The sequence below is a fragment of the Nocardia sp. NPDC049526 genome (genome assembly GCF_044465765.1).
Lineage (GTDB): Bacteria > Actinomycetota > Actinomycetes > Mycobacteriales > Mycobacteriaceae > Nocardia.
This window is the reverse complement of sequence record NZ_JBITMA010000015.1, coordinates 107,556-134,319: the sequence shown is the minus strand read 5'-3', so window position 1 is coordinate 134,319 and position 26,764 is coordinate 107,556. Positions and strand designations below refer to the sequence as shown.

Here is a 26,764-nt window from a genome sequence, read left to right as displayed (position 1 = left end):
TGCGAAGCAGTTGCCCAATCGAGTAGAGCAGGGCTCGTGGCGCGGTTCGTCATCCAAACCGATGAAAAGGCGGTCTTCGTCAACGACATTCGGGACAATAGAATCGAGTGTCGGACTACTCGTGTGAAGCACCTCCCGAAGACCTATGATCCACTCCAGGATGATTGCCGTTTCTCTTGTGTCGCAGGTCATTTCATATGCCGATGACAGTCGAGAGGTTCTCCGCGATCGTCGCGCGAATCAACCGCGCGGCGCTGCATCCGGCTGACTGGCCGCAGGCGGTGCACGATATCGTCACGGCACTGGGCGCGCACCGCGGTGGCTTGGTCGTCTCGGCATCGGGTAGCCGGCGGATGACCGCTTGTTCACTCGGCGCGGACGATCTGCGCCACAGCTACAACACCAGATTCTGGCGGATCGATCCGATCGCGAATGCGCTCGAACATCAACCCGCCGGTGTCATTACGACATGCGAAGAGCTGCTGGGGCCGGACTACCTGCACCGGCATCCGTTCTTCTGCGACTGGATGATGCCGCACCGGCTGGGCAACGGGATACTCACGCTCCTCACCAGTGGCGCCAGCACATCCTGGATCGGGGTGTATCCCGATGGGAGCCGCAATCTCGACCGATCACAGGCGACATCGACAATGCGCCTGCTGCTCCCGCATCTGCGGAACGCGCTGAACGTGCAGTCCTGTTTGGCGGACGCGCGCAACGAATACGGCCTGGCGATCGCCGTGCTCGACGCGCATCGGAACGGGTTGGTGATCGTGTCCAGTTGCGGCGCCATCAGCTACGCGAACCCGGCGGCATTGTCGATCCTGGAATCGCGAGACGGCCTTGGTATAGGACGCCGCGGGCACCTCGAATCATCGGACAGCCGAACAGCAGTCGGGATGCGTGCCTTGATCGATTCGGCAGTCCGCAACTATGGGCCCGACGTCGGCGGGCGCACCCTCATTCCCCGGGACAGCGGTCGCAGTTCGTACGCACTGCTGGTGCTACCGCTGGATCCGAAGATCAGCTGCCCGGAGGAATACACATCGGCGGCGCTCGTCGTCATCGTCGACCCGGATCACGAAATTCCGGGAGCACCGAAGGCATTGCGGCAACTGTACGGGTTGACCGGAGCCGAAGCGCGCGTCGCGGTGGCGGCATTACGCGGCGAAGGCCTGCGGTCGATCGCGGAAGAGCTGGCGGTGTCGGCGAATACCGTGCGCACGCATCTGCAACGCGTCTTCGAGAAGACCGGTACACATCGACAGGCCGAGCTGGTTCGGGTGCTGACTGCTGTGCTGTCCGGAACCGGTCAGTTCGTCGAACACCGCGAGGATTAACCCGCGCTGGTGGAGCGACCAACAGTGTGCAGGTGACGCAGCGCTTGGGTGTATGAGCCCAGAAGGCTGGTCTGGCAATAGGGAACACCGATTTCAGCGCAGAATGCGGCGACCAGCGGTTGGGCTCGGCGCAGGTTGGCCCGAGGCATGGACGGGAACAGGTGGTGCTCGATCTGGTAGTTCAGGCCGCCGAGGGCGGCATCGGTCAGCCACCCACCGTGGACATTGCGGGATGTGAGCACTTGACGGCGCAGGAAGTCCGTTGAACCGGGAGTCGGCAGTACGGCCATCCCCTTGTGGTTGGGTGCGAAGGTGCATCCCATGTAGAACCCGAACAGTCCTTGCTGCACCAGGAGGAAGGCAATTGCCTTAGCCGGGGACAGCACGAGGAACACCGCGGACAGATATAAGGCCGCGTGGGCGCCCAGCAGCGCGGCCTCCCGGCCCCAGTTCGGTGTCGACCGCCGCGCGAGGGCGCGAACACTGGCGGTGTGCAGGCTGCCCGCCTCGAGGAACAGCATCGGGAAAAACAGCCATGCCTGGTATCGGAATATCAGCCGCCGGATGCCACGGCCGGCCCGCGCCCGCACACTGGAGTGCGCCAACACGCCCATGATGTCCGGGTCGGCGCCCTCGGTATTGGGGTTCGCGTGGTGGCGATTGTGATTGCCTACCCACCAGCCGATGCTCAACCCGATGCCGAGATTTCCGCAGATCATGCCGAAAAGCTGGTTGGCCCGCCGGGTGCGAAAAATCTGCTGATGGCCGGCGTCGTGGCCCAGGAAGGCGAACTGAGCGAAGATCACGGCCAGAAACACCGCTGTGCCCAGCTGCCACCACGAGTCGCCGATGAGAACGAACGCCGTCCACCCCGCCGCCAGCGCCGCCACCGTGACCGCGATCCGCCAGCCGTAGTACCGCAGCCGCCGGTTCAGCAGTCCCGCTTGTCGCACTCGGCGAGACAGCCTGGCGTAGTCGCTGCCCCGGTCGGGCTCGACACGCGGGTCGGTTTCGGTCAATGTCACGTGTTGGGCCCCAATCGATACATCACCGGCTGCAAAGGATATCCATAAACCTAGCGGTGTGAACCGAACAACAGCCCCACACAGCCCGAACGCTCGGGATCGATGTGGCAGTCAAACTCCCGAACGGATCATGCCTTTGGTACGCATCAGGAATTCGGCGAGGTAGCTGTCGTGGGGTACGCCCGGGCGCAGCCAGGTGGTCGGGTTGTCGCCGAGGTACAGGTTGGTGATCGTCGGCTCGTCGAGGAGCGCTTCGATCAGCGGCTGTCGCTGGGTCATCGCGGTCAATACCAGTGAGTTCTTCAGCGGCGCAACGCCGTCCGACGCCGACCACGGGCCAACCCAGACGCAAGGGAACGGGAGTTCGACGTTGAGTTGTGTTGCTGTGTTATCCGCGACGAGGTGTACCGATGGGCGCAGGACCGCGCCACCGGTATCGAGTTCGTCGACGATGGTGTCGCCGCCGAGGAACGGGTGCGCGTCGCCCGCTACCTTGTGCAGGTAGGCGTCGATCGCTACCACGGCCTCGGTGGGCTGCACGGTCAGGATCGCGGCCGGATCGTCGGCGGGCAAGCTCGGAATCCGGTCGAGCACTTCGGCCAGCGCTCGGGCCAGGGGTGCTGGGTCGCCCTCGACGAGCACCGCGGTCGCGCACGTGCACGCTGTGCCGCCGAGGTGGCTCACCGAGTCGGCGATCAACTCGATATGGTCGCGCCAATCCACGTCCGAGGTGACCAAGATCTTGGATCGTCCGGGGCCCTGAGTGAGCACTCGGGGGTTGGTGCCGTACTTGTCGACCACGTCGTCCCCGCCGTAGACGATAGCGAAGTCCGTTTCGGTCAGGATGACGTCGGCAGCGGCGTAGTCGGTCGGAAGCAATGTGACGACGTCGGACGGGAACCCGGCCGCACGTAAGGCGCTCACCAAGCGAAAAGCCGTGAACGGTTCACGGGTGGATGGTCGTACCGCGACCTTGTATCCCAGCGTGAGCGCCTCGGGCCAAAGGCCGTGTACCGCAGGCGTATTGCCCGCGGCGTGCACAGCAAACAGGTCTCCTTTGCGAGTCCAGACGGCCGCGCCCGCGCTGGTCTGGTCATCGCGCCAGTCGCGCACGGCTCCTCTTGGCATGGCGAGCTCGACGGTTGCGGGCTGCTCGCGAAGTACGTCGGCAACCCAGTGCACCGCCTGATGTACTACGGCCAGCGGCACACCGGAGGTGACCGAGACGAGACGTGCGTAATCGCCGGGGTCCAGACCGTCGATGACGCCGTGCAGGAAGAGATCCGCGGCGCGCAGCAGGGCCCGCGAGCGCGCGATTGCGGGCATGATCGGTGCTTTGCGCATTGCCGCCATGGTGCGCCGCACGTAGAGGGGTGGCACCTGACTGATCTCACCGATCTGATCTCCGGATACGGTGATCAGCGGCTTGCGGGCGTGTGCGCGGTAGGCGCCGCCGGGGCCGAGCGCGTCGATCTGGATGAACTCGCTCATCAGTACACGCCCTCGATGACCTCGATGTCGTCGAAAGTTCTTACCGGTCCGACGTCGGCGACCGAACAACCGAGTGTGTCCGCGGGCGGCTCGACCTTCAATGCGATGTCGCGTTCCAGGTTGTTCGGCAGTAGTGCGTATTTGGTGAGATGGTTCATCACGACCTGTCCGCGCTCGCCGTAGTTCACCTCGGCGCCGGTTGCCGCGTCGACGACACGGAACGCGATATAGGGGCTGGGTGTGTCGAATACCGCCAGCCCGTCTGGTCGCTCCTCGTCACGTTCGCGCGACATGCCCAGGATTGTGGTACTGCCGTAGAGGCCTTTGAGTGGAATGCCGGGAAAGATGTCGTGGCGGAACATATTCCGTGAATCCGCATCCATATGGGCACCGCTCCAGCAGATGAATCCGATCTTCTCGCGTACGAGGTCGGCCAATTCATCGCGCTGCGCGATCCGTTCGAGGATCGGCGGTGTGGTGATGAGGATGCCGATCGATTGTGTCGCCAGCAGGTGGGCCACCTGGTCGACGATGTGATCGGCGTAACGTTCGGTGTTGGCGGTGTCGCCCCGGCTGATCATCTGCTTGATCCACCGTGGGTCGAGATCCACGGTGAACTTCACACCGTTGTGCCTGCGTGCCCGGCGCTCGGCGAACTCTCCGAACATATGCGGCCCACTCGGCGTCACCGCGAGCACATTCGCATCGCCAATTCCGGTGTAGTGGTGCTCGTCCCAGCTCAGCGCGAAATCCATCCATCGGTCGAACATCACGAAACGTTTCGGATCGCCGGTGGTGCCGCCACTTTCGTAGATCCCGGCGATGACTCGATCCGCACCGGTCAGCCCGCGCGGAATCATATCCTCGACGGGCACCTCGCGGAATTCGTTGACGACATTGGGAAAAAGGCTCATATCACTGAAGGTTCGCACATCGGAGAGCGGGTCGAAATCGAGTGTTTTCGCACGCCGCAGCCAGAATGGGCTGCCCGTATCTTCGCTGAAATGCCAATGCATGAGGGCACGGATATAGTCGTTCGCGTTGCTTGCCGCAAGTTCGCGGCGGTAGAGGTCCAAAATTTCAGGGAGCACTCAGCGGCCTCCAGATAAAGCCCGGATCGGGGCATTTCGCTCGAATGGAGCAATCTTCCCGTGCCTGACGGCGGCCAAACCGGCGACCGACCCGGTTCGATCCCCCGATCGAAACCACCTGTCGGGCTTGCAGGGATCACGACGGATACCACAGGGGCGACGGCGTGCTCCCCTAGCGGCATCCGCAGTCGGGGCTGCCGGGCTCGGCAGCGTCAATGCTGAATTGGGTTGTGGGACAGCAAGTGTCGCCGCGCCAGGCGTTGATGCCTTCCTTGACCGCGATGGCGGCGATGACGAGGGCTGCGATGGGGTCGGCCCAGGACCAGCCGAACAGGCTGTTGAGCAGCAACCCGACGAGTAGGACCGCCGACAGGTAGGTGCAGAGCAAGGTCTGTTTCGAGTCGGCGACGGCGGAGGCGGAACCGAGTTCGCGGCCCGCGCGGCGCTGAGCCCAAGACAGCACCGGCATGACTACCGAACTGGTTGCGGCCAAACCGATTCCGATCGGGGAATGCTGGGTTTCGCCGATGCCGAGCAGACCGCGAACGGAGTCGGCGGTGACATAGAGCGCGAGGGCGAAGAAGGACAGCGCGATGATCCGCAGTGCGGTCTTCTCCCGCTTGTGCGGGTCGCGACTGGCGAATTGCCAGGCGAGCGCCGCGGCCGAGGACACCTCGATCACCGAGTCCAGTCCGAATCCGATCAGTGCGGTCGAGGAGACGCGGGTGCCCTCGGTGAGGGCTATGCCCGCCTCGATCACGTTGTAGGAGATGGTCACGGCGACGAACCAGCGGATCCGCCGCGACAGCACCGCATTCCGCTGCGACGAACCCGAGAGTGACACCGCCGACCGAACAGACGGCATGCCCAACGACTGCGACATCAGCAGCACTCCGCGTCGGCTGAGGCTGGGCAGCAGGCCGGATCTACCGCGAGAACCAGGCCGAGGAGATCGTCGAGGGCATGTCCGATGCGGCGATCAGCCAGTTCGTAGCGGCTGCGCCGACCCTCGGGGACCGCTACGACCAGGCCACAGCCGCGCAGACAGGCCAGATGGTTGGACAGGATCTGGCGCGAAACCCCGATCCGGTCGGCCAACTCCGACGGATAGGCGGGACCGGTGCGCAGGCTCAACAGGATCTGGGTGCGGGTCGGATCCGACAGTGCGTGACCGAAGCGGGCCAGCGCGTCACGGTGCAGCAGGGTTTCCACAACGCATATGATACAGATTCTGATGTATTCATAAAAGGATGTACTGTTGCTGCCTTTTCGCCAGCCGGTCGTGGACGACGCGCACAAGCCGAACCTGCGCTGTCCGTCAGCGCCCAATCGCCGAATCTGCTGAACCGGAGGCCGGTGAGGGGCGTGAGAAGTTTCGCCTGACCGGTCATTAGCAGGATAGTTATCTTCTAAATGTTCTCGTTCCGGCTATTTGTCGGATAGCCAGCGGTAAGCTGTCTCTAGACGCCTTTGAGCGGTACCAGGAGGTGTCCTGTCCGGTTCGGTCGATAGTGCAACTGTCGGCCAGCCGGAATACGCACTCCGGTCGGGGGTAAATCGTGCGCGCTTCACCGAGCACCGAATCGGGTAATAGCAGCCGATTCGGCAGGTGACATTCACACCCGAATCCAGTGGCTCGGCAACGTGGCCGAGCGCGCGGACGTCACAAAGCTCGGTCCCAGCCGACATCACCGAATCCAGTGGCCCCACGTCTAACAGATCAGGGGCGCGCGGCAGCCCAACAGGGCTGGCACTGAGATGTCGAGAACAATTCCTCGATTCAAGCATTTAGTTGAAGGATTTAAAATGTCCAAGAAAATAGTGAAGACCGCTGCCGCTACTGTGATGGCCTTGCCCTTGCTCGTCCTCGCAGCTCCCGCAGCTTCTGCCGACTCGCCGTCGTCTTACGCGACTCCGGCCGGATCGGTCGCGATATGTTTCCCGCTCGGTAGTGTCGTCTGGTGCATCTGAGACTGCGGCTCTCTCGAACTGAGCTAGCCGGTCGTCGACACAATTTCACGCTTCCGGTGCGTCGCGCGCGCCGCACCGGAAGCCGAGATCGCAGGTAGCGGTGTCCTCGGTCTGCCCTTGTCGGGCAGCGGGCCGGTACCAAAGGTAGTAGTCGCCCGCGCACAGGTACGATTCCCCCTTGCTGACACGGCGTGGAAAGCGTTGCGGCGCTGTTGGTTCGGGGGTGTCCATGTGCGGGTTGCGTGGTCGCGGCAGCGACGGTGACGTATCCGGTCTGCTTCACGAAGCGTCGGAACACGGCGTTGGTCACCGGGTGCGGGTCGATTCAGAACTGGATCGACCCGCACCCGGTTCCCATCGCGAAGCCGCCGCCGGATATCCGGACGATGCCTCGCCGGATATCGTCACGGATCGCGGTAGCCGCGGGACCGCGCCTCAATCGCGCGAAAATGCCGCAGCCGCCGCCATTTCCAGGTCCTGGTAGGGCTTGCCGCTCACGTCCTCGATGACCTGGTGCATGGTTCCCCCGGTGAACGGGAACGGTGAGCGGTAGCTCGCGGATACGGATTGACCACTGTCGCGGCCGACGCGGATTCCTTCCCCGACGCCGGAGAACACGATGGGCTGGGTCCGCATGTCCTCCAGCGAGCCGACCGGGTTCTCATCGATGTACAGGACGGCCTCACCGGTCGGTGTGAAGTTGTCGGGGCGGGTGCCGCGGCGTTCGTACCGGATCCCCAGGATGTGGTCGCCCAGCGGTACCGTCTGATCGGAGACGATGGTCTGCTCTTCCTCGCCGAGGAAGTTGTAGGTGTAACAAAGGTGGCCGTCCTTGACGTACAGGGTGTGTCCACCGAGTCGGCCGCCATGAGCGAACAACACCCCCTCGGCATCGGCACTGTCGATCGTCGTCTCCGCGAGCAGCGCGAACGAGCGTCCCTGAATCTCCAGCGCCGCACCCGGTCCCACCTCCGCGACGCCCGGATAGTAGACAGCACTGTCGCGTTGCGCGCCGTACGTCGGACGGTAACGGGTCATCATGGAGATGACGTCGAGATCGTTGAGCGGCAAGCCGCTGTATTTCTCGGCCTCTGAGAACCACAGCGCCTTCAGCTCCTCCAGCTTCTCGGGATGAACCTCGGCCAGGTCGTGCATCTGGCTGCGGTCCTGCTCGATATGGAACAGTTCCCAGCGGTCCTGGTCGAAATGCCCCCAGCCGGACGGGCATGCCGCGTGAATGGTGTCGGCGAACCACCCGCGATGCCAGATCCCGCGCGTGCCGAGCATCGAATAGAACTGCGTGTGCTTGCCGACGTCCGCGTTCGCGTCATCGAACAGGGCCCGGAAACTGATCCCTTCCAAGGGACGCTGCTGCACGTTCTTGACCGTGTCCGGGGGTGTGATGCCGAGCAGGTCGTAGACGGTCGGGGTGATATCGCAGACGTTGAGGTACTGGTGGCGCACCTCGCCGCGGGCGGCCACCCCGGCGGGCCACGACATGAGGCACGGGTCGGCGATGCCGCCTTCGTGCGAGGCATATCGCTTGTACAGCTTGTACGGGGTGTTGAACGCCATCGCCCACCCGATGCTGTAGTGGCTGTAGGTAGTCGGCGAACCCAGCTCGTCGAGCTTGGTCAGACTGTCCTCGACCGTGTCGATGTAGCCGTTGAAGAACTTCATCTCGTTTGCGGTGCCGTTCGGACCGCCCTCGCCGCTCGCACCGTTGTCGGAGAACGCGACGATGATGGTGTTGTCCAGTTGGCCGCTTTCTTCGAGATAGTCCAGTAGTCGACCGATCTGGGCGTCGGTGTAGGACAGGAATCCGGCGAACACCTCCGCCTGCCGTCGGAACAGCCGCTTCTCGTCCTCCGACAGCGAATCCCACGCTCGCACCGTGTCCAGCATCGGCCACGGCTTGCCGTCGGCACTGGTGACATTCGCATACGGGTTCATCGGCGACAGCTCGGTGTTCTCCGGCACCAGACCCATGCGCTTCTGGTTCTCCAGCACGATCTCGCGATACTTCTCATAGCCCATGTCGAACCGGCCGCGGTACTTGTCGGCCCATTCCCGCGGCACGTGGTGCGGCGCGTGCCCGCATCCCGGGCACAGGTAGGTGAACCACGGCTTGTCGGGGGCGACCACCTTCGAATCGCGGATGAACTCGATCGCTTTGTCGGCCAGATCCTTCGACAGGTGATATCCGTCTTCCGGTGCGTATGGCTGCGGGATCGGGTGATTGTCGTACACCAGATTCGGATACCACTGGTCGGCTTCGCCACCGAGGAAACCGTAGAACCGCTCGAACCCACGCCCCAGCGGCCAATGCCGCTTGGATGCGGCCAGATTCTCCTCTTCCAGTGGTGTCATATGCCATTTGCCGACCGCGTACGTGTTCCACCCGCGCTCGGCGAAGACCTCCGAGCACAGCGCGGTTTCGGCCGGTATGCGACCACACATACTCGGGAACCCATCGGTGAACTCCTCGATGGTCGCCATACCGACCGAGGTCGCATTCCGGCCGGTCATCAAGGAGGCACGAGTGGGCGAACACAGGGCGGTGGTGTGGAACTGCGTGAACTGCACACCGCGATCGGCGATTCGCTTCATGTTCGGCATCTCGACCAGACCGCCGTAGCAGTCCCAGGTACCGATCCCGATGTCATCCCACACCAGATACAGCACATTCGGCGCGCCCCGCGGCGCCGTCGGCTCCGCGTAAGGCCCCCAATCGGGGACCGAATCACGGATATCCAGCGCGATCTCCCCCTCGAACTTCCTGGCCATCATCCACCTCCGGTTACGAGAGCTGTTCGTCTGCCATTCGTCCTGTTGACCGGGCTCCGGACCTCATGCCGAGCACACGCGCGAACGCCGATCGGTGCGGCTGTCGTGTTGGGATGTGCCTTCCCGGCTCCGGCGATACCGCGCGGAGACGGGCTCGGATGTTCGATTCGACGTGTGGTAGTCGTGCTCTCCCGGACGTGATGTCGGGAAGTTCGCTGATCAACGCCTTCCGTACAGAGAGTACGGCGGCCCACCACGATGTGTCACGAGTTCGGCAGGGGCGACCGAGTTCGGAACAGGTCGAGGTTGTACGCAATCACCGGCGGCGTCCAGCCGATGATTGCGATCCCATAGCGGTAGCGGCGAGACCAGGTACGGGCAACCGCGGCCTGGGGTGTGGCGAAGGTGCGCGATTCGCGCAGAGTCGGACCGCACTGTTCGAGGGTGCGGGGGGCGTCGCAGGTCCACTGCATACGAGCGGGTAGCGCCTTGAAGACCGGTTGCGGTCCTCGGTATCCAGCATGATCGATCCGTCCTGCGCTGACTCGGGCCGGCGCAGTGCGGGTGTCGCGGGGCGAGGTTCAGTCGACGCCGAGGGCGACTTCGGTTGATTTGATGAGGACGGTGACTCGGGAGCCGTCGCTGAGCTCGAGGTCGTCGGCGGCGTCGCGGGTGATGGAGGACGTGATTTCGTCGCCGCCGGCCAGCCGGACGCGGACGACGGCCATCGCTTCGCCGCGGGTGACCGAGACGACTGTTCCATCGAGTTGGTTACGTGTGGATAGTCGCATGTCAGTGATCCTACGCAGTGCGGGCGCCGATTCATCGGCTGTTCGTCCACGCCGCACGGGGGTTGTGTGCAACCGCGCAAACGCCACCGGTCGTGCCGACGCGAATTCTGTGCCGAGGTGACAGATGACGGTTCCAGCCTCAGGTGGTGCCCGCGCTCATGCCGCCGGAAATGGTGATCGCTTCGCCGTTGAAGTGCCGCCCGGATTCGCCGACCAGAAGCAGGATGGCCTGGGAAACCTCTTGCGGCACAATGAGATCGCCATTCGGCGGACCGGCGGCGAACATCGCCTCCACATCCTCGAGGGTGGGATTCTCGATATCGGGCACCATCGCCGAATACATTGCCGGGTTCATGATCATATCGGTACGCACACCGGCCGGTAGAACAGCGTTCACGGTGATGCCGTGCGGAATTACTTCGTGTGCAAGCGATTTCACCAAACCGATGACACCCCATTTCGCCGCCGCATAGTGGCCGGAGTTCGCCGCTCCCATGCGGCCGACGATGGACGAGGTGGCAATGATTCTGCCCCACCGGCGTTCGATCATATGCGGCAAGACCGCGCGGAAACTGTGGAAGACGCCGGTGAGATTGACATCGATCATGTCCTGCCACATCTGCTCGTCCATCTCGGCCACGGCCGCGCCCGAGGCGATCCCCGCATTGGCGAGCAGGATGTCGATCCGACCGAACTCGGCGATGGCTCGTTCGGCCAACCCGTCCATCGCCGAGCGGCTGCGCACATCGGCCTGCACCGCGACGCAACGCCGCCCGGTCTCCTCGACGAGCTTGACGGTCTGGGCGAGATCGTCTTCGGAACTCAGCGGATACGGCACGCTGCCGATAGGTTCGCTGATATCGCACAGCACGATGTCGGCGCCTTCGGCCGCCAAAGTGACCGCGTGCGAACGCCCTTGACCGCGAGCGCCGCCGGTGATCACCGCGACCCTGCCCTCCAACTGCCCCACGCGCGTCCCCTTTCGAATGGTCAGCCCATGCTGTCACGACCTGTGGCACCCGTGCATTCGAAAACAGGAGTTGCGACCGCCGCGGTCCACGCTGCGAGGGTCAGCTCGCGGACCAGCCCGACCAGCGGGTGACGTCGACGGCGAGCACCGGTCCGGGTGGCGGCTGGGTGCGGTAGATGGGATATCGCGCAGTCAGCAGCTCCAGGGCCTGCTCGGTTTCGGGGGCATCGGCGATTCGTGCGGTGCCGTCGGCCCTGGTCCACCACAGATGCGTCCAGTCGTCGCTGTAGTAGTCGGCGAGCACGGCTACGGCGGGGTTCGCGGCGATATTCGCCAAGCGGCGTAAGGCGGTTGTCGTTTTGGGCTTTGCGTCGACGGCGCTGTAGATGGTGTCCTCGACGACCGCGAATACGATCGGCACGATGTGTGGACGCAGGTCGGTGGATACGGTGGCGAGTCGGGCTACCGGTTCTGCCATGAACCGCTCCCGCGCCACTCTCGCACTCAGTCGCATCGAACCTCCGCCTGACGATCGGCATTTGCAGGGCCGTAGCCCCATTCTCACCTGGACTCGGCGACTAGATGCGGACGAACAGCGGCCGCGCGGGGTCCACGGGTATCGGTATGGCGGGGCCGATTCCGAACAGGATGAAGACCGCGGGCTCCGGGCTGTCGTGCAAAGTACCGTCGTAGTGTGGCGTACCCGCTGTGCGCGTGGCGAATTCGCCGGGGTACATGGGCAGAGTGGTGGTCAGGTCGATGGTGGGGCCCGCGCCGACGGTCCAGATGCCCGAGAGCATGACCGCGTGGCGGTCGAGGGTGTAGGCATGCGGGGCGCTCATCCAGCCGGGGTGCCAGCGGGCATAGCTCGCGTAGAAGCCGGGGGCTCGATAGGAACCGAGCACGTCGGCGGTTTCGAAGCTCTGCGGTGGTGCGCCGGGAGCGGGCTGCCAGTTGAGGTCGGCCATGCCGTGAATCGTGGTGCCCGGACCTGGGGACCGGTCTTGGGCGGTCGGGAACTCGACGGTCGACGGCTCGGCCGCGTCACCGTTCGAGCCCCTCCAGACCACGGGCAGCGTCAGCCCTAGTGCGGGTAGCGCCAGCGCGATTCTGCGGCGCATTTCGCGCGCCGTTTCGTCGTCGGCCTCGGCCAGGTATCGGTTGTCTTCCACGCGCATGACCTCCTGGATGTCATCGCAGCAGGGCAAACCGAATTCTTGACGCATCATACGGTGGTGTGCCGATTGTTTGCTGGATATCCGGCAAGATCAACTCGACCGCCCCGCTCATCGCATGGCCACGATTGGTCCGCGCGCTGTTCGATCGTACGATGCGAACTGATCCCGTCATTCGAGTTACGAAGGGGGCGGCATCGATGCCGACCGACCAGCTCGTCCAGAAATTCCGGGCCGTCGACACCACGGCGATCTGCGATGCCGATAAGTCGATTCGGGTGCTGGACAGCGCGATTCGCCTGCGTTCGGCCGAGCCGTGGATTCTCGGGCCCGCCTTCACCGTGCGCTGTCGCGGCGACTTCCTCGCCGTGCTGCGTGCCGTCGAGACCGCTGCGCCCGGCGATGTCATCGTCGTCGATGGCGGTGGCGCCGAAATCGCGCTGGCCGGAGAACTATTCGCACGCGGCGCGCTGGTACGCAATCTCGGCGGCATCATCATCGACGGCGGGTATCGCGATATCGCCTATGTCCGAGGTTGTGCGCTGCCGGTGTACAGCCGCTTCGTCACGCCCATGGCGGGCACCACCGCACAGCTCGGTGAGCTGCAGATCCCGGTGACCTGTGGTGGCGTCGAGGTATGCCCGGGTGACCTGATCCTCGCCGACGAGGAGGGCGTCATCGTCGTCGAGCCCGACCGCATCGACTGGCTCCTCGATGCGGCGGCAGCGGTCAAAGACGCGGAGGCCGAACTGGTCGCGCTGCTCGATACCGGATCGACACTCAGCGATGGTCTCAACCTCGCCGAGCACACGGCCGCCCTGAATCGCGGCGAACCCTCGACACTGCGGTTTCTGGCCTGACCCCGAAATGCCGTGCACTGCAGGTAGATTCAGTGTGGACCGCGACGCGTAATCCAGTGCCACCAACGGAGTTCGGCAGGCGCGGGACGCGGACTCGATTCGCTCGACTCGGGCTGAGCCACTCGACGCGTGGCCGCACGGTCGGCGCGCCACTGCGTGACGATCTCCTCGGTATTCACCGGTCCGACCGGAACAAACGGCCCGTGCGGCATTCGCAACCACTCGACGATGCGCTGGTTCAGTTCCGAGACCGTTTTGCGGACCTCGCGTTCGGAGGTCATATCTCGCACCGTTTCCGGAAGTTCCTCGATATCGCGGCGCAATATGAGGGACGGGGGCAGCAGGCCGTCCCCACGCACGCCCTCGCGGCGCAGGTAGCTCTGCAACCACCAGTTCTCGTCGTCGACAGAGTTCGGGATCGGTTTGCCCGTGCCATGGAGGTTCTCGAATTCGCCGCGTTCGCCGGCCTCGCGGATCTGTTTGTCGATCCACGATTCGAAGGTGACCCCGAGTGGTTTCCGCTCGGTCATGGCAACGGCTTCGACGGAACGTACATAACTCCAGTCTACGGACGGTAAAGATATTCCAATGACCAGCCATGTTCTCGCGATCGATCTCGGCAAGACCGGCTGTCGCGGTTCGCTGCGCATCGATGGAAGCCAGGTGGGCTATGCGGAAGCGCCGGGTGCGCCGGGACTGGCGGACAGTACGGGTGTCGCTGCGGCGGAGCGTGCGATCCGCGCGGTGATCGATCAGATCGCGGCGCTACCAACAACGTTCACGCTCTCGGTGGGCGCGGCGGGCGCCGCATCGGCACCGGATGCGGCTGCGGCACTCGCCCGGAGGCTGGCCGCGGTCCCCGGCGCGGCCGCGGTCGCCGTGACTTCCGACGCCGTCACCGCTCACGCCGGGGCGCTGGGCGGATCGCCGGGAGTCGTGCTGGCAATCGGGACCGGAGCCGTCGCGACGGCCGTCGACGGGGCGGGCCGGTTCACCCGAGTCGACGGCTGGGGGCCACAACTCGGAGATGAGGGCGGTGGCGGCTGGATCGGCCTCGAAGGTCTTCGCGCCGCACTACGTGCCCACGACGGCCGGGGTCCACGCACCATCCTGACCGAGAAGGTCCGCGAGCACTATGGCATCGAACTGATCGCGCTGCCGAAATATCTTGGCGAACAAGATAATCCAGCCCTGGTCGCCGCAGGCTTCGCACCCGTCGTCGCCGCCGTCGTCGACGACACGGCGGCCGCGATCATGGCAGCCGCCGCACGCGCACTCGCCCGCACCGTCCTTGCCGCGATCGAACGATCCGGAATCCGCCCACCGGTCCCCTATGCCATCACCGGCGGTCTCACCAAGCTCGGTGCCCCACTCCTCGAGCCACTCGACAACCAGATCGCGCACGCGATCGACCGTCGCGACCCGCTCGGCGATCCGATCGACGGTGCCGCGCTACTCGCCCTCGACCCGACCATGGCGCTCGAAGCGCTGGTCACTCGAATCTCTGACATTTATTGACAGAGACCTTGAGACATCTGACACTTAGTTGCATTCAATCCATCGCGTCACCGGGGAGCTGCGTTGAACGCACTCGATCTCGCCGTCATCGTCGTCTATCTCGTCACCGTCGCGTGGATCGGCCTGCGGCTGTCCGGAAAACAGAAGTCCAGCAGCGACTATTTCGTCGGTGAGGGCCGAATGCCGTGGTGGACGGTGTGTTTCTCGGTGGTGGCCACCGAAACCAGTGTGCTCACCGTCATCTCGATTCCGGGCGGAGCGTACACCGATCAGGCCTTCGGAAATGTCGAACTGGCCATCGGATACATCATCGGACGCACGGTCGTCGCGATCGTGCTGATCCCGCTCTACAAGCGCGGTGGGTTCGTCAGCGCATACCAGTACCTCGAGCTGCGCTTCGGTCGCTATCTGCAGGGCGTGGCCGCGGTGACCTTCGTGTTCACCCGGCTGCTCGCCGAGGGCGTGCGACTGTTCGCCTCCGCCATTCCGATCAAGTTGCTGCTCAGCGAATTAGGACTCGACTTCGGCTACGACGCGATCATCGTGGCGCTGACGCTGCTCACTGTCGTGTACACCTACCTGGGTGGCATCAAGGCGGTGATCTGGACCGATGCACTGCAGATGGGCCTCTACCTCACGGGCGCGCTCATCGCGATCTGCGTGCTCACCGGCCACGTCGGCGCGTCCGGCTGGTCGGATGCGATGCATGCGGGCAAGTTCCGTGTCTTCGATACCGATTTCGGTCTCGCGCACATTCTCACCAGCACCTTCGCCCTCCCGACCGCGATTATCGGTGGGGCGATCTTCGCGATGGCCTCGCACGGCTCGGATCAGCTGATCGTGCAGCGCATTCTGGCGACGCGGTCGCTGCGCGACAGTCAGAAGGCGATGATCGGTTCGGGCATCTTCGTGGCCATCCAGTTCGCCGCATTCTCCCTTGTCGGTGTGCTGCTGTGGTCCTACAACGGCGGCAAGACGGCCAAGGAACTCGGATTGGCCAGCGCGGACAGCCTGTATCCCAACTTCATTCTGCACGGGCTGCCGGTGGTGGTCTCCGGGCTGCTGGTCGCCGGAATCCTCGGCGCGGCGATGGGTTCACTGTCCTCGGCGTTGAATTCCATGGCCAATTCGACGGTCGCCGATATCATCCGCAGCTTCTCCCGGCGCACGCTCGCCGATCAGGCGCTGCTGCGCCTGGCACGCGTGATGACACTGGTGTGGGCGGCGCTGATGGCGCTGTTCGCGATGGGTTTCAGCGCGACGACGGGCAATGTGTACCTGACGGCGCTCACCATCGCGGGGTACACCTACGGTGCGCTGCTCGGTGCGTTCCTGCTCGGGCGACTGGTCGCGCGCGCCAACCAGTTCGACGCGATCGTCGCCTTCGTCGCCACGGTGATCGTGATGACGTTCGTGGTGCGGGTGGTCAAGATCGACGTGACCGTCGCGGGAAAGACCGTCGAAAAGGGTATCGCGGCACAGTGGTTGGTGCCGATCGGCGTGCTCGTCACCTTGATCGTCGGCGGAATTGCGAGCCTGTTCCATCCGGCGTCCGCACCGGATGAGCCGGAACCCGTTGCGGCGGTGGTGTAGTGCGCGTCATCGGGTTGATGTCGGGGACCTCGCACGATGCGATCGATACTGTCGGCGCGGATATCGCATTGCAGGACGCGACGATTCAGGTGCATCTCGTCGGACAGCTGAGCCGACCGTATTCGGATGAACTGCGTTCGGAACTCATCAGCGCCTTGCCTCCCGGTGTCATAGATATGGCCACCGTGTGCCGTCTGGATACTGCGATCGGCCAAGCCTTCGCCGATGCGGCCGAAGCGGCACAGCACGAGTTCTTCGGCGGCACAGCTGATCTCATCGCCTCACATGGACAAACCGTCTACCACTGGGTGAGCGACGGCGCGGTGAAAGGCACGTTGCAGCTGGGGCAGCCTGCGTGGATCGCCGAGCGCACCGGGTTGCCGGTCGTCAGCGACTTCCGTTCGCGCGATATCGCCGCGGGTGGGCAGGGCGCACCGTTGGTGGGGCTGTTCGACCTGTTGTGGCTGGCCGGACGTCCCGAACGTGCGGCCGCACTGAATATCGGTGGGATCGCGAATGTCACGGTCACCGGCGACAAACCGGTCGCCTTCGACACCGGACCCGGCAACGCCCTCATCGATGCGGCTGTCGAACTGTGCACCGGCGGCGCCGAGCATTTCGACCGCGCCGGAGTACGGGCCGCCCGTGGCGACATCGACACCGATCTACTGGAAACCCTTCTCGCGGAACCCTATTACCGCGCACCGGCACCCAAGACCAGCGGGAAGGAGCTGTTCAACCGCAGCTACCTGGCGCGCGTGTTGGACGGCCGTTCGGCCGCCCCCGACGATATTGTCGCCACTGTGACCGCGCTGACCGCCCGTACCATCGCCGATGCCCTTGCACCGCTGCGCCCGACCGAGGTCATCGCGTCGGGCGGCGGGACACGCAATCTCACCTTGATGGCAATGCTCGGCGCACATCTCGGTGCCACGAAGGTGCGCACGTCCGACGAACTCGGCCTGCCGTCGGCGGCGAAGGAGGCAACCGCATTCGCGGTGCTCGGCTTCCTCACCGCACACGGTCTGGCGGGTAGCCATCCCGCCTGTACCGGAGCGAGTCGCGCGGCGGTGCTCGGTTCGATCACCCCGGGTGCGGCCGGATTCGCGCTGCCCAGTGCGCTGACCGCCCTGCCCCGGCGACTCACGGTGGCGAGGTGAACCATGCCCGAGGCTGATGATGTACGCACTCGCCTGCTGGCGGCACTGCCACGACTCACCCCGACCGCACTGCGCGTCGCGCAGGTGATCCGGCACGACCCGGCCGCCGCCGCACAGCTCACCGTGAGTCAACTCGCCGACCGGTCGGCGACCAGCACCTCCGCGGTCGTCCGGCTGGCGAAAACCCTCGGCTACGAAGGCTATCCGCAGCTGCGACTCGCAATGGCCGCAGTCGGCGGCGAAGACGGCTCGCCCGTATTCGCCACCGATATCGACGCCGACGACGCGTTGTCGAAGGTGCTGCACAAACTCACCGCCTTCGAAACCGAGGGCATGATGGCGACCGCCGAACTCGCCGATCCGGCGACCATGGAGGCCGTCGTCGACGCACTGGTCGGCGCGCGACGGGTGCACCTGGTCGGCATCGGCGCGTCCGGACTCGTCGCGATGGATATGGCGCAGAAGCTGACCCGCATCGGAATGTGGTGCGCCGCATGCACATCCGAGGATGATGCACTGGTCCAGGCCAGCCTGCTCCAGGCCGGTGATGTAACCGTCGCGTTCTCGCATTCGGGCGAGACCGCCGCCGTCGTCGAGGCCGTGCGCCGGGCCGCCGGCGCGGGCGTGATCACGGTCGCCGTGACCGCGGGAGCGCGATCCGGACTCGCGAATGCCGCCGCACACACGGTGCTCGTGGCCGGACGCGAGGACGGATTCCGTTCCGCGGCCATGGCGAGTCGCATGAGCCAGCTCCTCATCGTCGACGCACTGTATGTCGGCGTCCTGCAACGCACGCCGTCGGCGGCCAGGGCGCTGCGGCGCACCTACGAGGCGGTAGCCGATCGTCGAACCAAGGAGGCCGAATGAATCACCCGGTGTCGCGGTGACCGAAATCGGTTCGCTGACCACCGAAGCGTCGAATCCACGCACCAGCGCGCTGGATTCGATGCCGATCGACGAGTTGCTGCGTACCATGAACGCCGAGGATGTCGGCGTGGCCTCCGCTGTGGCGCAGGCGATTCCGGAGATCGCGCGGGCGGTCGAGCTGATCGTCGCGGCGCGGCGGCGCGGTGGTCGGCTGATCTACGTCGGCGCGGGCACCAGCGGCCGCCTCGGGGTGCTCGACGCGGTCGAATGCCCACCGACCTTCGGCACCGATCCCGGCGAGGTCCTCGGCATAATCGCGGGCGGACCGGATGCCTTCCTGCGGGCCGTAGAAGGTGCCGAGGACGATCCCGCGCTGGCCGTCGCCGACCTGTCAGCCATCGCGCTCACCGGCGACGATGTGGTCGTCGCACTGGCCGCCAGCGGCCGAACCCCGTACGTCGTCGGTGCGCTGCGACACGGCCGCTCGATCGGTGCCGCGACGGTCGCGATTTCCTGCAACCGCAATGCGGAAGCCAGCGCGCACGCCGACGTCGGCATCGAAATCGATACGGGCCCTGAGGTTTTGACGGGTTCCACCCGTTTGAAGGCGGGCACGGCACAGAAGATGGTGTGCAATATGCTCTCCACCGCCGCCATGGTGCGGGCGGGGAAGGTCTACGGCAACCTGATGGTGGATGTGAAGCCAACGAATGCCAAACTCGTCGACCGTGCGCGCCGCATCATTGCCGAGGCGACGGGAGCCGACCCCGTCACCGCCGCGGCACTACTGGACGCAGCAGATGGTCACGTGAAAACCGCCATCGTCATGCGCTTGGCCGGCGTCGACGCGTCGACTGCCCGCACACTGCTCCACGATGCGGACGGACGGGTGCGCGACGCCGTGCGTCACTGATATTCCGTTCGCCGAATCCGTACGCGGTCAACCGCTACCCTGACCCACAGTTCCGCGCCCCGTCGGAACGATGTGTCGGCAATTCGGAGGCGCCATGCTGTCCCTGCAGGAGATTTCCGACCGCCTGGAGATCGAGGACCTCATGGTCCGGTACTCACATGCGGTCGACACTCGACAGTGGGATCTGCTCGACGAGATTTTCACCGCGGATGCGCATATCGACTATTCGGCCATGGGCGGCGCGGTCGGTGATCTCGAATCCACCAAGAAGTTCCTCGCCACCGTGATGCCGAACTTCCTTGCGTTCCAACATCTGATCAGTAATTCGTCCATCACCGTCGACGGCGACAGCGCCACCGGCCGCACCATGTGTCACAACCCGATGCTGGTCTCGACCGGCGAAGGTCAGCAGAGCCTGATGCTGTGCGGGCTCTGGTATCTGGACACCTTCGCCCGCATCGACGGCCGATGGCGGATCAAGCAGCGTGTCGAGGAGAAGAGCTTCATGTTCGTCGCGCCGGGCACCGCCTGAATACGAATCGAGGCTCCCGGATTCGGCAGCCTCGATCGGTCATTCGTGTTGGCATTTATCTCCGCACGAGCACTTGCCGCCGTCCTGGCAACCGCACCGGCAGTCCGGACCACAAGCACAGGGAAGAACGCTGGGAACCATCGCAAACCTCTCCGCAGTAGGGATTGCCACCTGAGCTATAGCCGGGAAGTATAACCAGGCGCTCAGCCGGTCTTGCGTGCCACGGCGAAGACCCGTCGGAACGGCAGCCAGGTGGTGCCGTCGAGCCTGCGGGGGTAGGCCGCACGCAAGAGCGGTGCCAACTGTGCGGTGAACTCCTGCCAGGCCGTGTCGTCGAGTGCCTTGCGAACAGGACGCAGGGCAGTTCCGGTGACCCATTCGAGTACCGGATCCTCCCCTGACAGCCGTTGCAGGTAAGTCGTTTCCCATGCGTCGACCGCGCAGCCCGCGAGCGTGAGCACGTGGGCATACCCGATCGGGTCGAGGGCAGCGCGCGGCTGCAGGATGCCCGCGGGTGCGAGCCGGTCGCGCCATTCGTCGCGGCCCGCGAGTTCGCGAATCGCGAGGTGTGACGGAGCATCGAAATTGCCGGGCACCTGGAATGCGAGCCAGGCGCCCGCAGGTAGCGCATGTACCCATTGGGGCAGCAGCGTCGTGTGCGTCGGCACCCAGTGCAGTACCGCGTTGCTGATCACGACATCGGTATCCGGCGCCGGTCGCCAGTCCTGCACCGTGCCGAGTTGTGCGTCGATGCCGAGACTCCTTGCCGCGGCGACCATTTCAGGCGATGAATCCGAGGCCTCGATGACCGCGCCTGGCCAGCGCTCGGCCAGTGAAGCGGTGAGATGCCCTGGGCCACAGCCGAGATCGACGACGCGGCGCGGATCCTCGGTTCCGATACGGCCGAGTAGTTCGAAGAATGGACGCGAGCGGTGGTCATCGAAGGCCAGGTACTTCTTGGGATCCCACATCGGCAGCTCCAAGTCGATTCAACCAAACCGTACGTACGTACTGTATTCTGCATCGGCTGGTCCGGCAAGCAGCGGCCGGAATTTCCGGCGCGCCGTGTGGGTTGGTGCGGAAAACAACCGATAGGAGTGCAGTGAACGACTTCAATGCGCAGGTGATCAATGAGTTCCGCGCCAATGCGGGCAAGGTCGGCGGGATGTTCGACGGTGCGGCGATGGTGCTGATCACGACGACGGGCGCCAAATCCGGCCGCCAGGTCACCAGCCCGCTCGTCTACCTTCCGGACGGCGAGCGGATCGTGCTCATCGCCTCGAACGGCGGTGCCGACAAGCATCCGGCCTGGTATCACAACCTGCGCGCGAATCCGGAATTCACCGTGGAGCTCGGCACCGAGAGCTATCCGGCGAAGGCCGAGGTGGTGACGGGCGCCGAACGCGACGAACTGTATGCGCGGATGGTGGAGATCATGCCGGGATTCGGTGAGTACCAAGCGAAGACTTCTCGGGTGATTCCGGTTGTCGCGGTGTATCGGCAAGAGGCCTGACGATCAACCTGCCGGCCCGATCCATGATGTCCGGGCCGGCTCCAGCCGATCAGGATTTGTCGCCGAACCAGCGTCGCAGCGCTTCGGCGAGTCCATCGCGCTCGCCGGAATCCGCAGTCCAGGCCACGTAGCCGTCCGGTCGGATCAGCATCGCGGAAAGATCGCGTGGTGCAACGGGTTTCGCGGTCACCACGCGCACCCGATCCGACCACGGTGCGGCGATCATCCGCAGCTCAGCGGAATCGGCCAGATCCAACAGGATTGCCCGGCCATCGGCGAAGTGCGCACCGAGCCGACTGCCGTCGGACAGTTCGATATCCGGTGCGACCGCGCCGATCAGGTCGTGGCCGCCGCCGAGGTCATAGCGGTGCAGCACACCGGAAATCCTCTTGAAGATCGCGGTGCTGCCGTCACGGGTGGCGAGCAGATCGGTCACCACCTCGCGTAATGCCTTGCTGCGCTGGTCGAGTCGCATCAGCGCGACCTGTGCGCGAGTCCACTCCAGCACCCATGCGCCGACCGGATGACGTTCAGTGTTGTAGGTGTCGAGCAGGGTCTCGCTCGCATCGCCGCGCACGACCGCCGCCAATTTCCAGCCGAGGTTGACCGCATCGCCGATGCCGAGATTGAGTCCCTGCCCACCGAACGGCGAATGCACATGGGCCGCATCTCCGGCCAGTAGCACCCGACCCTTGCGATAGTCGGTGACCTGGCGGGTGTTATCGGTGAACCGCGTTGCCGAATGCACGGCGGTGATCTCGACCGGCACTCCCGATACCGCGCGGAGGCTGGCCTGCAATTCGGCCGCGGTGATCGGTGTTGTTCGGTCGGCCGGCGGACCGTCGAGTTCTACGGTCACGATCCGGCCCGGTGTCGGACCACTGGTATAGATCCCGGTCTCGGTGGTGTTCCAACCCGGCCGCAAGCCCTCCGCGCCGGTCATTTCGACGACCCCCTGATGGCCGGTGATTTCGGGGTCCAGTCCTGGGAAGTCGAATCCGCCCAGCTTACGGACTGTGCTGTGGCCGCCGTCGCAGCCGACGAGCCAATGCGCGCGGACGGTGCTGTCACCGAGGTGGACGGTGACAGCGGTTCCGTTATCGTCGAAGTCGGTCAACTCCACGCCGCGCCTGATCTCGATCCCGAGTTCGGTGGCGCGCCCGGCCAGGATCGCCTCGATCGCCTGCTGGGCCACCAGCACCGCCTCGGCGCCAGGGCCGAGTTCGGCGAAAACCGGGTCGTCGAAATCGATTTCGTCCGCGCGGAGCACGATGCCCGCGAAATGACCGGCGATAGGCAGTCGTTGGCCCGAGGCCTTCGGGACCATACCCGCCGTGCGGATGCGCTGCACCGTCGCATTCTGCTCTTCGAGTAGGTCTGGCAGCATGCCGCGGCGGTAGAACGCCTGCGCGGTCGGCACATTGATCGCACCGGCCTTGATCGTCATATCGGGTTCGGTCAGCCGCTCGACCACCAGCACCTCGGCGCCGCCGAGGCGGAGTTCGCAAGCCAGCATCAGTCCGACCGGTCCGGCACCGGCGACGATCACATCGAATGTCTCGTTCATGAACTCGACTCTGCCGATGGGTGGTTGCGGCGGGCTTACGTTGCCTTGCATGCGCCTTGCATCGCGCCGGAAGTTCTGTGAGGTGCTCGAAACTGTGGTCCGAGGCCGGGTACTGCGGAGAGAATCGAGTCGAGCGAAGGAGACTCATGGAACCGATTGTTTCCGTCACGGGCGGCAGGATTCGCGGCCGGACGACCGCTGGGGTCAGTGCATTTCTCGGAGTGCCGTACGCGGCGGCGCCGGTCGGGCCCGCGCGGTTCCGGCTGCCGACGCGGGTGCCGGACTGGCAGGGGGTTCGTGATGCGCTCGCCCACGGCGCGACCTGCGTGCAGACCGCCTATCCCCCGCCGATCCACGCGCTGATCGGCAGTGACGGGATACCGGGCGACGAATACCTGAATGTCAATGTGTGGACACCGGATGCGGGCGGTTCCGGGCTGCCGGTCATGGTGTGGATTCATGGCGGCGCATTCACCCGGGGATCCAATGCCAGAGCGATCTACGATGGTTCGGCATTCGCGCGCGACGGGGTCGTGCTGGTCTCGATCAACTACCGGCTCGGCATATCCGGCTTCGCGGCGGTGCCGGACGCACCGCTCAACCGTGGATTACACGATCAGCTGTTCGCGCTGCGGTGGGTGCAGGAGAACATCGCGGCCTTCGGCGGAGATCCGAACCGGGTCACCGTATTCGGTGAGTCGGCGGGCGGAATGAGTGTGGCGACGCTGATGGCATCGCCGCTTTCGCGCGGGTTGTTCCGGCAGGCGATCATGCAGAGCGGCAATGGATCCGCCGCGGTGGCCGTCGAGGATGCGCGCAAACTCGCCGGAGAATTGGCCACGAGTATCGGAGTCAGTCCCACCGCGGCGGATTTCGGCGAACTCGGGCCCGATGAGTTGCGCGCGGCGCAGGACACACTCGCGCTCGCGCTGATGAACGATCCGAATCCGGCGCGATGGGGGTCATCGATCATCGCCAACGGGATGGGGATCATGAGTCTGCTTCCGGTGATCGATGGTGAGGTTGTCGAAGGTCAACCCGTCAAAGTGCTTGCCGCACACCCTGATCGGGCTGTTCCGCTCATTGCGGGATGCACCGCCGAGGAGTTCCGGTTCTTCACGGTTCCGACCGGTATCGCCGCCGGAATAACCACGGACACTTTGCCTTTCGTGCTCACCCGCTACGGACTCGACCCCGCGCTCGGGGATATCTATGGTGCCAATCGTCCGGGGGCCACCGCGGCGGATGTCTTCGCCGCGATCATTACCGATCGGGCCTTCCGCTCGGACACCCTGCGGATCGCACAGTCGACCGCCGCAGCGGGTGCGCCGAGCTACGCCTATGAGTTCGCGTGGTCATCCGGCATCGAGGGACTCGGTGCCTGTCACGTTCTGGAGGTGCCGTTCGTCTTCGACGCTCTCGTGGGCGCGCACACCTTGACCGGGCCCAATCCGCCGCAGCCGCTCGCCGATGAAATCCATTCGGCGTGGGTGGCTTTCGCCGAGTCCGGTAATCCGGGGTGGGCGCGCTTCGAGGAGGATTCGCGGCTGGTGCAGATCTTCGACAGTCCGGAGTCGGGTGTCGTGAGTGATCCGCGCGGGGACGAATTGGCGGCGCTGCGGAAGTCGGTCGCTTAGCGGGGTCAAGATCAGGTGGAGCTGGTGGTGGGCTGCTCGAACGAGGCCGCCATTGCGTCCTACTTGTCGAGTGCGCTGGAAATCGTTGTGGCAGAGGCGCGTAAGGCGGCGCGGGCCGCGACCACGGCTGGGTGTCGGCCGGTGCCGCGCCGGTAGGCCAAGTGGGTTTTGCGTCGGGTGGGCAAGGCGGTGAGCACCACGTTCGGGGGTGGGGTGAGTGCGCCGAGTTCGGGAACGAGGGCGACACCCTGACCGGCCGCGACCAGTGCGAGGACGGTACTGAAATCGTCCACGTGATGGCGGACCCGCGGCGTGAATCCGGCTGCCTGGCAGGCCCGGATCGCCATGGTATGGCAGAGCGTGCCCGGGGTACCGACGATCCAGGAGGCGCCGCGGTGGTCTTCGAGCGGCGTGGCGGTCGGGGCGGCCAGGTAGATGGTCTCCTCGAGGAGCGGCTCGGTGTCCAGGGCGGGATCGGGTTCGGCGGGAACGTAGTCGTACTCCTGGACCAGCGCGACGTCCAGGGTGTCCGTGCGCAGTGCGTCCGGGACAGTGGCCGGATCCAGTTCTGTCACAAGCAATTCCAGTCGCGGATGATCGTGGCTCAGTGCGACCAATGCCGGGGAGAGGATTGTGGCGACCGCCGTCGGGAACGCGCCGATGCGCAGCGTTCCGGTGAGTGCGGCGCGAGAGGCGGCGAGGTCGGCGGTGGCCTGTTCGAGGGCCGCGAGGATCGTCTCCGCGTGTTCCACGAGGGTGAGTGCGGCGGGGGTGAGAGTGACGCGTCGCCCGGTCCGTTCGAGCAGCGGTACGCCTGCCTCCCGCTCCAGCGTAGTCAACTGCTGGGAGACCGCCGACGGCGTGTACCCCATCGCCTCCGCGACCGCCGCGATCGTGTTGCGATGGGCCAGTTCGCGCAGCAGGCGCAGCTTTCGAACATCGAGCATCAGTTCAGCTTATGCTCAACGAAAGAAACGTGAACTAGACCTGAAGTAGCGCCGCGGGTCAGTCTTGAGACCATGACGCTCACCGGCCTCTTCGTCCCCCTGATCACGCCCTTCGCCGCGAATGGTGAACTGGCCGCCGACGCACTGACGGGCTTGGCCCACGAGGTACTCGACGACGGTGCAACCGGCATCGTCGCTCTCGGCACCACCGCCGAAACCGCCACCCTGACCCCCGAAGAGCGCCATCGCGTGCTCGATATCTGCGGCGCCGTGTGCCGAGAACGCAACGCCCCCTTGATCGCCGGAGTGGGCACGAACTCCACGACAGATTCGGCCCGAGCACTCGCTGCCCTCGGCCCCACCGCCACTGCCGCACTCACCGTTGTCCCCTACTACACCCGGCCCTCCGAAGCAGGTGTCCTCGCCCACTTCCGGCACCTCGCCGCCATCAGCCCGGTTCCCCTCATCGTCTACAACATTCCCTACCGCACCGGCCGCATCCTCGGCCCCGGCACCCTCCATGAACTCGCCCGCATCCCGAACATCATCGGCTTCAAACACGCCGTCGGCGGCATCGACGACACCACAACCACTTTCATGGCCACGCTCCCGTCCGGCGTCACTGTCCTGGCCGGTGACGACCTGCACGCCGCCCCACTCCTGGCCCTCGGTGCTCCCGGCGCCATCCTCGCCACCGCCCACCTGGCCACCTCCGCCTTCGCCACCCTGATCCACCTCTGGCGCAAGGGCCCCATCCAAGAAGCCCGCACCCTCACCCACCGTCTCACCTCGCTCTCCGCAGCTCTGTTCGCCGAACCCAACCCGGTAGTCATCAAATCCGTCCTCGCCGCCCAAGGCCGCATTCCCACCCCCACCGTCCGCCTCCCTCTCCTCCCCGCCACCCCCGAAACAACCACCGCGGCCCTCGAAGCCCTGGACCAACTTTCCGCAACTGTCCGTGCCTGACCATGTAATCCACAGCGCACCAATCGGATTCACGAACCGACGACGGCACG

25 protein-coding genes are annotated in these 26,764 nt (G+C 65.0%); 11 read left to right on the top strand and 14 right to left on the bottom strand.

Annotated features, from left to right (window positions below; translation table 11 throughout):
- The first annotated feature begins 203 nt into the window (after window positions 1-203).
- Window positions 204-1,340: a helix-turn-helix transcriptional regulator gene (locus ACIBW7_RS35665; RefSeq protein WP_397054208.1), complete on the top strand. Its 1,137-nt coding sequence runs from the start codon at window positions 204-206 to the stop codon at window positions 1,338-1,340.
- Here the strand turns inward: ACIBW7_RS35665 and ACIBW7_RS35660 are convergent.
- The 10 genes from ACIBW7_RS35660 to ACIBW7_RS35615 form a co-directional block, all read right to left on the bottom strand.
- The gene (locus ACIBW7_RS35660; protein WP_397054206.1) at window positions 1,337-2,365 is read right to left on the bottom strand and encodes a fatty acid desaturase family protein; all 1,029 of its coding nucleotides are present in this window, start codon (window positions 2,363-2,365) and stop codon (window positions 1,337-1,339) included. The genes ACIBW7_RS35665 and ACIBW7_RS35660 overlap by 4 nt on opposite strands.
- Window positions 2,366-2,476: 111 nt before the next feature.
- Window positions 2,477-3,856 (bottom strand): aldehyde dehydrogenase family protein, encoded by a 1,380-nt coding sequence (locus tag ACIBW7_RS35655; RefSeq protein ID WP_397054204.1) that lies wholly within the window; start codon window positions 3,854-3,856, stop codon window positions 2,477-2,479.
- A complete protein-coding gene (locus tag ACIBW7_RS35650) occupies window positions 3,856-4,947 on the bottom strand; it encodes a phenazine antibiotic biosynthesis protein (protein ID WP_397054202.1) in 1,092 nt (363 codons plus the stop codon). Before ACIBW7_RS35650 ends, ACIBW7_RS35655 begins: the two co-directional genes overlap by 1 nt.
- Before the next feature lie 172 nt (window positions 4,948-5,119).
- A complete protein-coding gene (locus ACIBW7_RS35645; RefSeq protein WP_397054200.1) occupies window positions 5,120-5,830 on the bottom strand; it encodes a cation transporter in 711 nt (236 codons plus the stop codon).
- Window positions 5,830-6,159 carry an ArsR/SmtB family transcription factor gene (locus ACIBW7_RS35640; RefSeq protein ID WP_397054198.1) on the bottom strand — a complete coding sequence of 110 codons (330 nt, stop codon included), beginning with the start codon at window positions 6,157-6,159 and terminating at the stop codon, window positions 5,830-5,832. Before ACIBW7_RS35640 ends, ACIBW7_RS35645 begins: the two co-directional genes overlap by 1 nt.
- Before the next feature lie 1,194 nt (window positions 6,160-7,353).
- Window positions 7,354-9,705 carry a sulfatase-like hydrolase/transferase gene (locus ACIBW7_RS35635; protein WP_397054195.1) on the bottom strand — a complete coding sequence of 784 codons (2,352 nt, stop codon included), beginning with the start codon at window positions 9,703-9,705 and terminating at the stop codon, window positions 7,354-7,356.
- Window positions 9,706-10,286: 581 nt separating this feature from the next.
- Entirely contained in the window at window positions 10,287-10,496 is a 210-nt protein-coding gene (locus ACIBW7_RS35630; protein WP_040690806.1) for a molybdopterin-binding protein, read from the bottom strand.
- Between the two features lie 139 nt (window positions 10,497-10,635).
- Window positions 10,636-11,466 (bottom strand): mycofactocin-coupled SDR family oxidoreductase, encoded by an 831-nt coding sequence (locus ACIBW7_RS35625; RefSeq protein ID WP_397054193.1) that lies wholly within the window; start codon window positions 11,464-11,466, stop codon window positions 10,636-10,638.
- A 100-nt stretch (window positions 11,467-11,566) separates the two neighbouring features.
- Complete coding sequence (locus ACIBW7_RS35620) at window positions 11,567-11,944, bottom strand: TIGR03668 family PPOX class F420-dependent oxidoreductase (protein ID WP_397054191.1); 378 nt, start codon at window positions 11,942-11,944, stop codon at window positions 11,567-11,569.
- 100 nt (window positions 11,945-12,044) lie between these two features.
- Window positions 12,045-12,638, bottom strand: a complete 594-nt coding sequence (locus tag ACIBW7_RS35615) for a hypothetical protein (protein ID WP_397054189.1) — start codon at window positions 12,636-12,638, stop codon at window positions 12,045-12,047.
- Window positions 12,639-12,796: 158 nt separating this feature from the next.
- On the opposite strand from ACIBW7_RS35615, the gene ACIBW7_RS35610 reads away from it, so the two are divergent.
- Window positions 12,797-13,501, top strand: coding sequence for an RraA family protein (locus ACIBW7_RS35610; protein WP_397054187.1), 705 nt, complete (start codon window positions 12,797-12,799; stop codon window positions 13,499-13,501).
- A gap of 29 nt (window positions 13,502-13,530) precedes the next feature.
- Here the strand turns inward: ACIBW7_RS35610 and ACIBW7_RS35605 are convergent, their stop codons facing one another.
- Complete coding sequence (locus ACIBW7_RS35605) at window positions 13,531-14,031, bottom strand: DUF1992 domain-containing protein (RefSeq protein ID WP_397054185.1); 501 nt, start codon at window positions 14,029-14,031, stop codon at window positions 13,531-13,533.
- Window positions 14,032-14,089: 58 nt separating this feature from the next.
- Here ACIBW7_RS35605 and ACIBW7_RS35600 point away from each other — a divergent pair, with 58 nt between their 5' ends.
- The 6 genes from ACIBW7_RS35600 to ACIBW7_RS35575 all read left to right on the top strand — a co-directional run bounded on the left by ACIBW7_RS35600 (window position 14,090) and on the right by ACIBW7_RS35575 (window position 20,084).
- Window positions 14,090-15,019 carry a BadF/BadG/BcrA/BcrD ATPase family protein gene (locus tag ACIBW7_RS35600; RefSeq protein WP_397054183.1) on the top strand — a complete coding sequence of 310 codons (930 nt, stop codon included), beginning with the start codon at window positions 14,090-14,092 and terminating at the stop codon, window positions 15,017-15,019.
- Window positions 15,020-15,082: 63 nt separating this feature from the next.
- On the top strand, window positions 15,083-16,612 hold the full coding sequence (locus ACIBW7_RS35595) for a sodium:solute symporter (protein ID WP_397054181.1): 1,530 nt from the start codon (window positions 15,083-15,085) through the stop codon (window positions 16,610-16,612).
- Window positions 16,612-17,772 carry an anhydro-N-acetylmuramic acid kinase gene (locus tag ACIBW7_RS35590; RefSeq protein WP_397054179.1) on the top strand — a complete coding sequence of 387 codons (1,161 nt, stop codon included), beginning with the start codon at window positions 16,612-16,614 and terminating at the stop codon, window positions 17,770-17,772. The genes ACIBW7_RS35595 and ACIBW7_RS35590 overlap by 1 nt, the downstream gene beginning before the upstream one ends.
- A 3-nt stretch (window positions 17,773-17,775) precedes the next feature.
- Window positions 17,776-18,639, top strand: a complete 864-nt coding sequence (locus ACIBW7_RS35585) for a MurR/RpiR family transcriptional regulator (RefSeq protein WP_397054177.1) — start codon at window positions 17,776-17,778, stop codon at window positions 18,637-18,639.
- A 16-nt stretch (window positions 18,640-18,655) separates the two neighbouring features.
- Entirely contained in the window at window positions 18,656-19,552 is an 897-nt protein-coding gene (murQ, locus tag ACIBW7_RS35580) for an N-acetylmuramic acid 6-phosphate etherase (RefSeq protein WP_397054175.1), read from the top strand.
- Window positions 19,553-19,646: 94 nt separating this feature from the next.
- A complete protein-coding gene (locus ACIBW7_RS35575) occupies window positions 19,647-20,084 on the top strand; it encodes a nuclear transport factor 2 family protein (protein ID WP_397054173.1) in 438 nt (145 codons plus the stop codon).
- A 203-nt stretch (window positions 20,085-20,287) separates the two neighbouring features.
- Here ACIBW7_RS35575 and ACIBW7_RS35570 read toward each other — a convergent pair whose 3' ends face one another.
- On the bottom strand, window positions 20,288-21,055 hold the full coding sequence (locus ACIBW7_RS35570) for a trans-aconitate 2-methyltransferase (RefSeq protein WP_397054171.1): 768 nt from the start codon (window positions 21,053-21,055) through the stop codon (window positions 20,288-20,290).
- A 131-nt stretch (window positions 21,056-21,186) separates the two neighbouring features.
- Between ACIBW7_RS35570 and ACIBW7_RS35565 the strand changes: the two genes are divergently transcribed.
- A complete protein-coding gene (locus ACIBW7_RS35565) occupies window positions 21,187-21,597 on the top strand; it encodes a nitroreductase family deazaflavin-dependent oxidoreductase (RefSeq protein ID WP_397054169.1) in 411 nt (136 codons plus the stop codon).
- A gap of 49 nt (window positions 21,598-21,646) precedes the next feature.
- On the opposite strand, the gene ACIBW7_RS35560 is transcribed toward ACIBW7_RS35565, so the two are convergent.
- Window positions 21,647-23,164 (bottom strand): FAD-dependent monooxygenase, encoded by a 1,518-nt coding sequence (locus tag ACIBW7_RS35560; protein ID WP_397054167.1) that lies wholly within the window; start codon window positions 23,162-23,164, stop codon window positions 21,647-21,649.
- Between the two features lie 146 nt (window positions 23,165-23,310).
- Between ACIBW7_RS35560 and ACIBW7_RS35555 the strand changes: the two genes are divergently transcribed.
- On the top strand, window positions 23,311-24,801 hold the full coding sequence (locus tag ACIBW7_RS35555; RefSeq protein ID WP_397054165.1) for a carboxylesterase/lipase family protein: 1,491 nt from the start codon (window positions 23,311-23,313) through the stop codon (window positions 24,799-24,801).
- Between the two features lie 59 nt (window positions 24,802-24,860).
- Here the strand turns inward: ACIBW7_RS35555 and ACIBW7_RS35550 are convergent, their stop codons facing one another.
- A complete protein-coding gene (locus tag ACIBW7_RS35550; RefSeq protein WP_397054163.1) occupies window positions 24,861-25,748 on the bottom strand; it encodes a LysR family transcriptional regulator in 888 nt (295 codons plus the stop codon).
- A 72-nt stretch (window positions 25,749-25,820) separates the two neighbouring features.
- Between ACIBW7_RS35550 and dapA the strand changes: the two genes are divergently transcribed.
- Window positions 25,821-26,714, top strand: coding sequence for a 4-hydroxy-tetrahydrodipicolinate synthase (dapA, locus tag ACIBW7_RS35545; RefSeq protein ID WP_397054161.1), 894 nt, complete (start codon window positions 25,821-25,823; stop codon window positions 26,712-26,714).
- The last annotated feature ends 50 nt before the right edge of the window (window positions 26,715-26,764 follow it).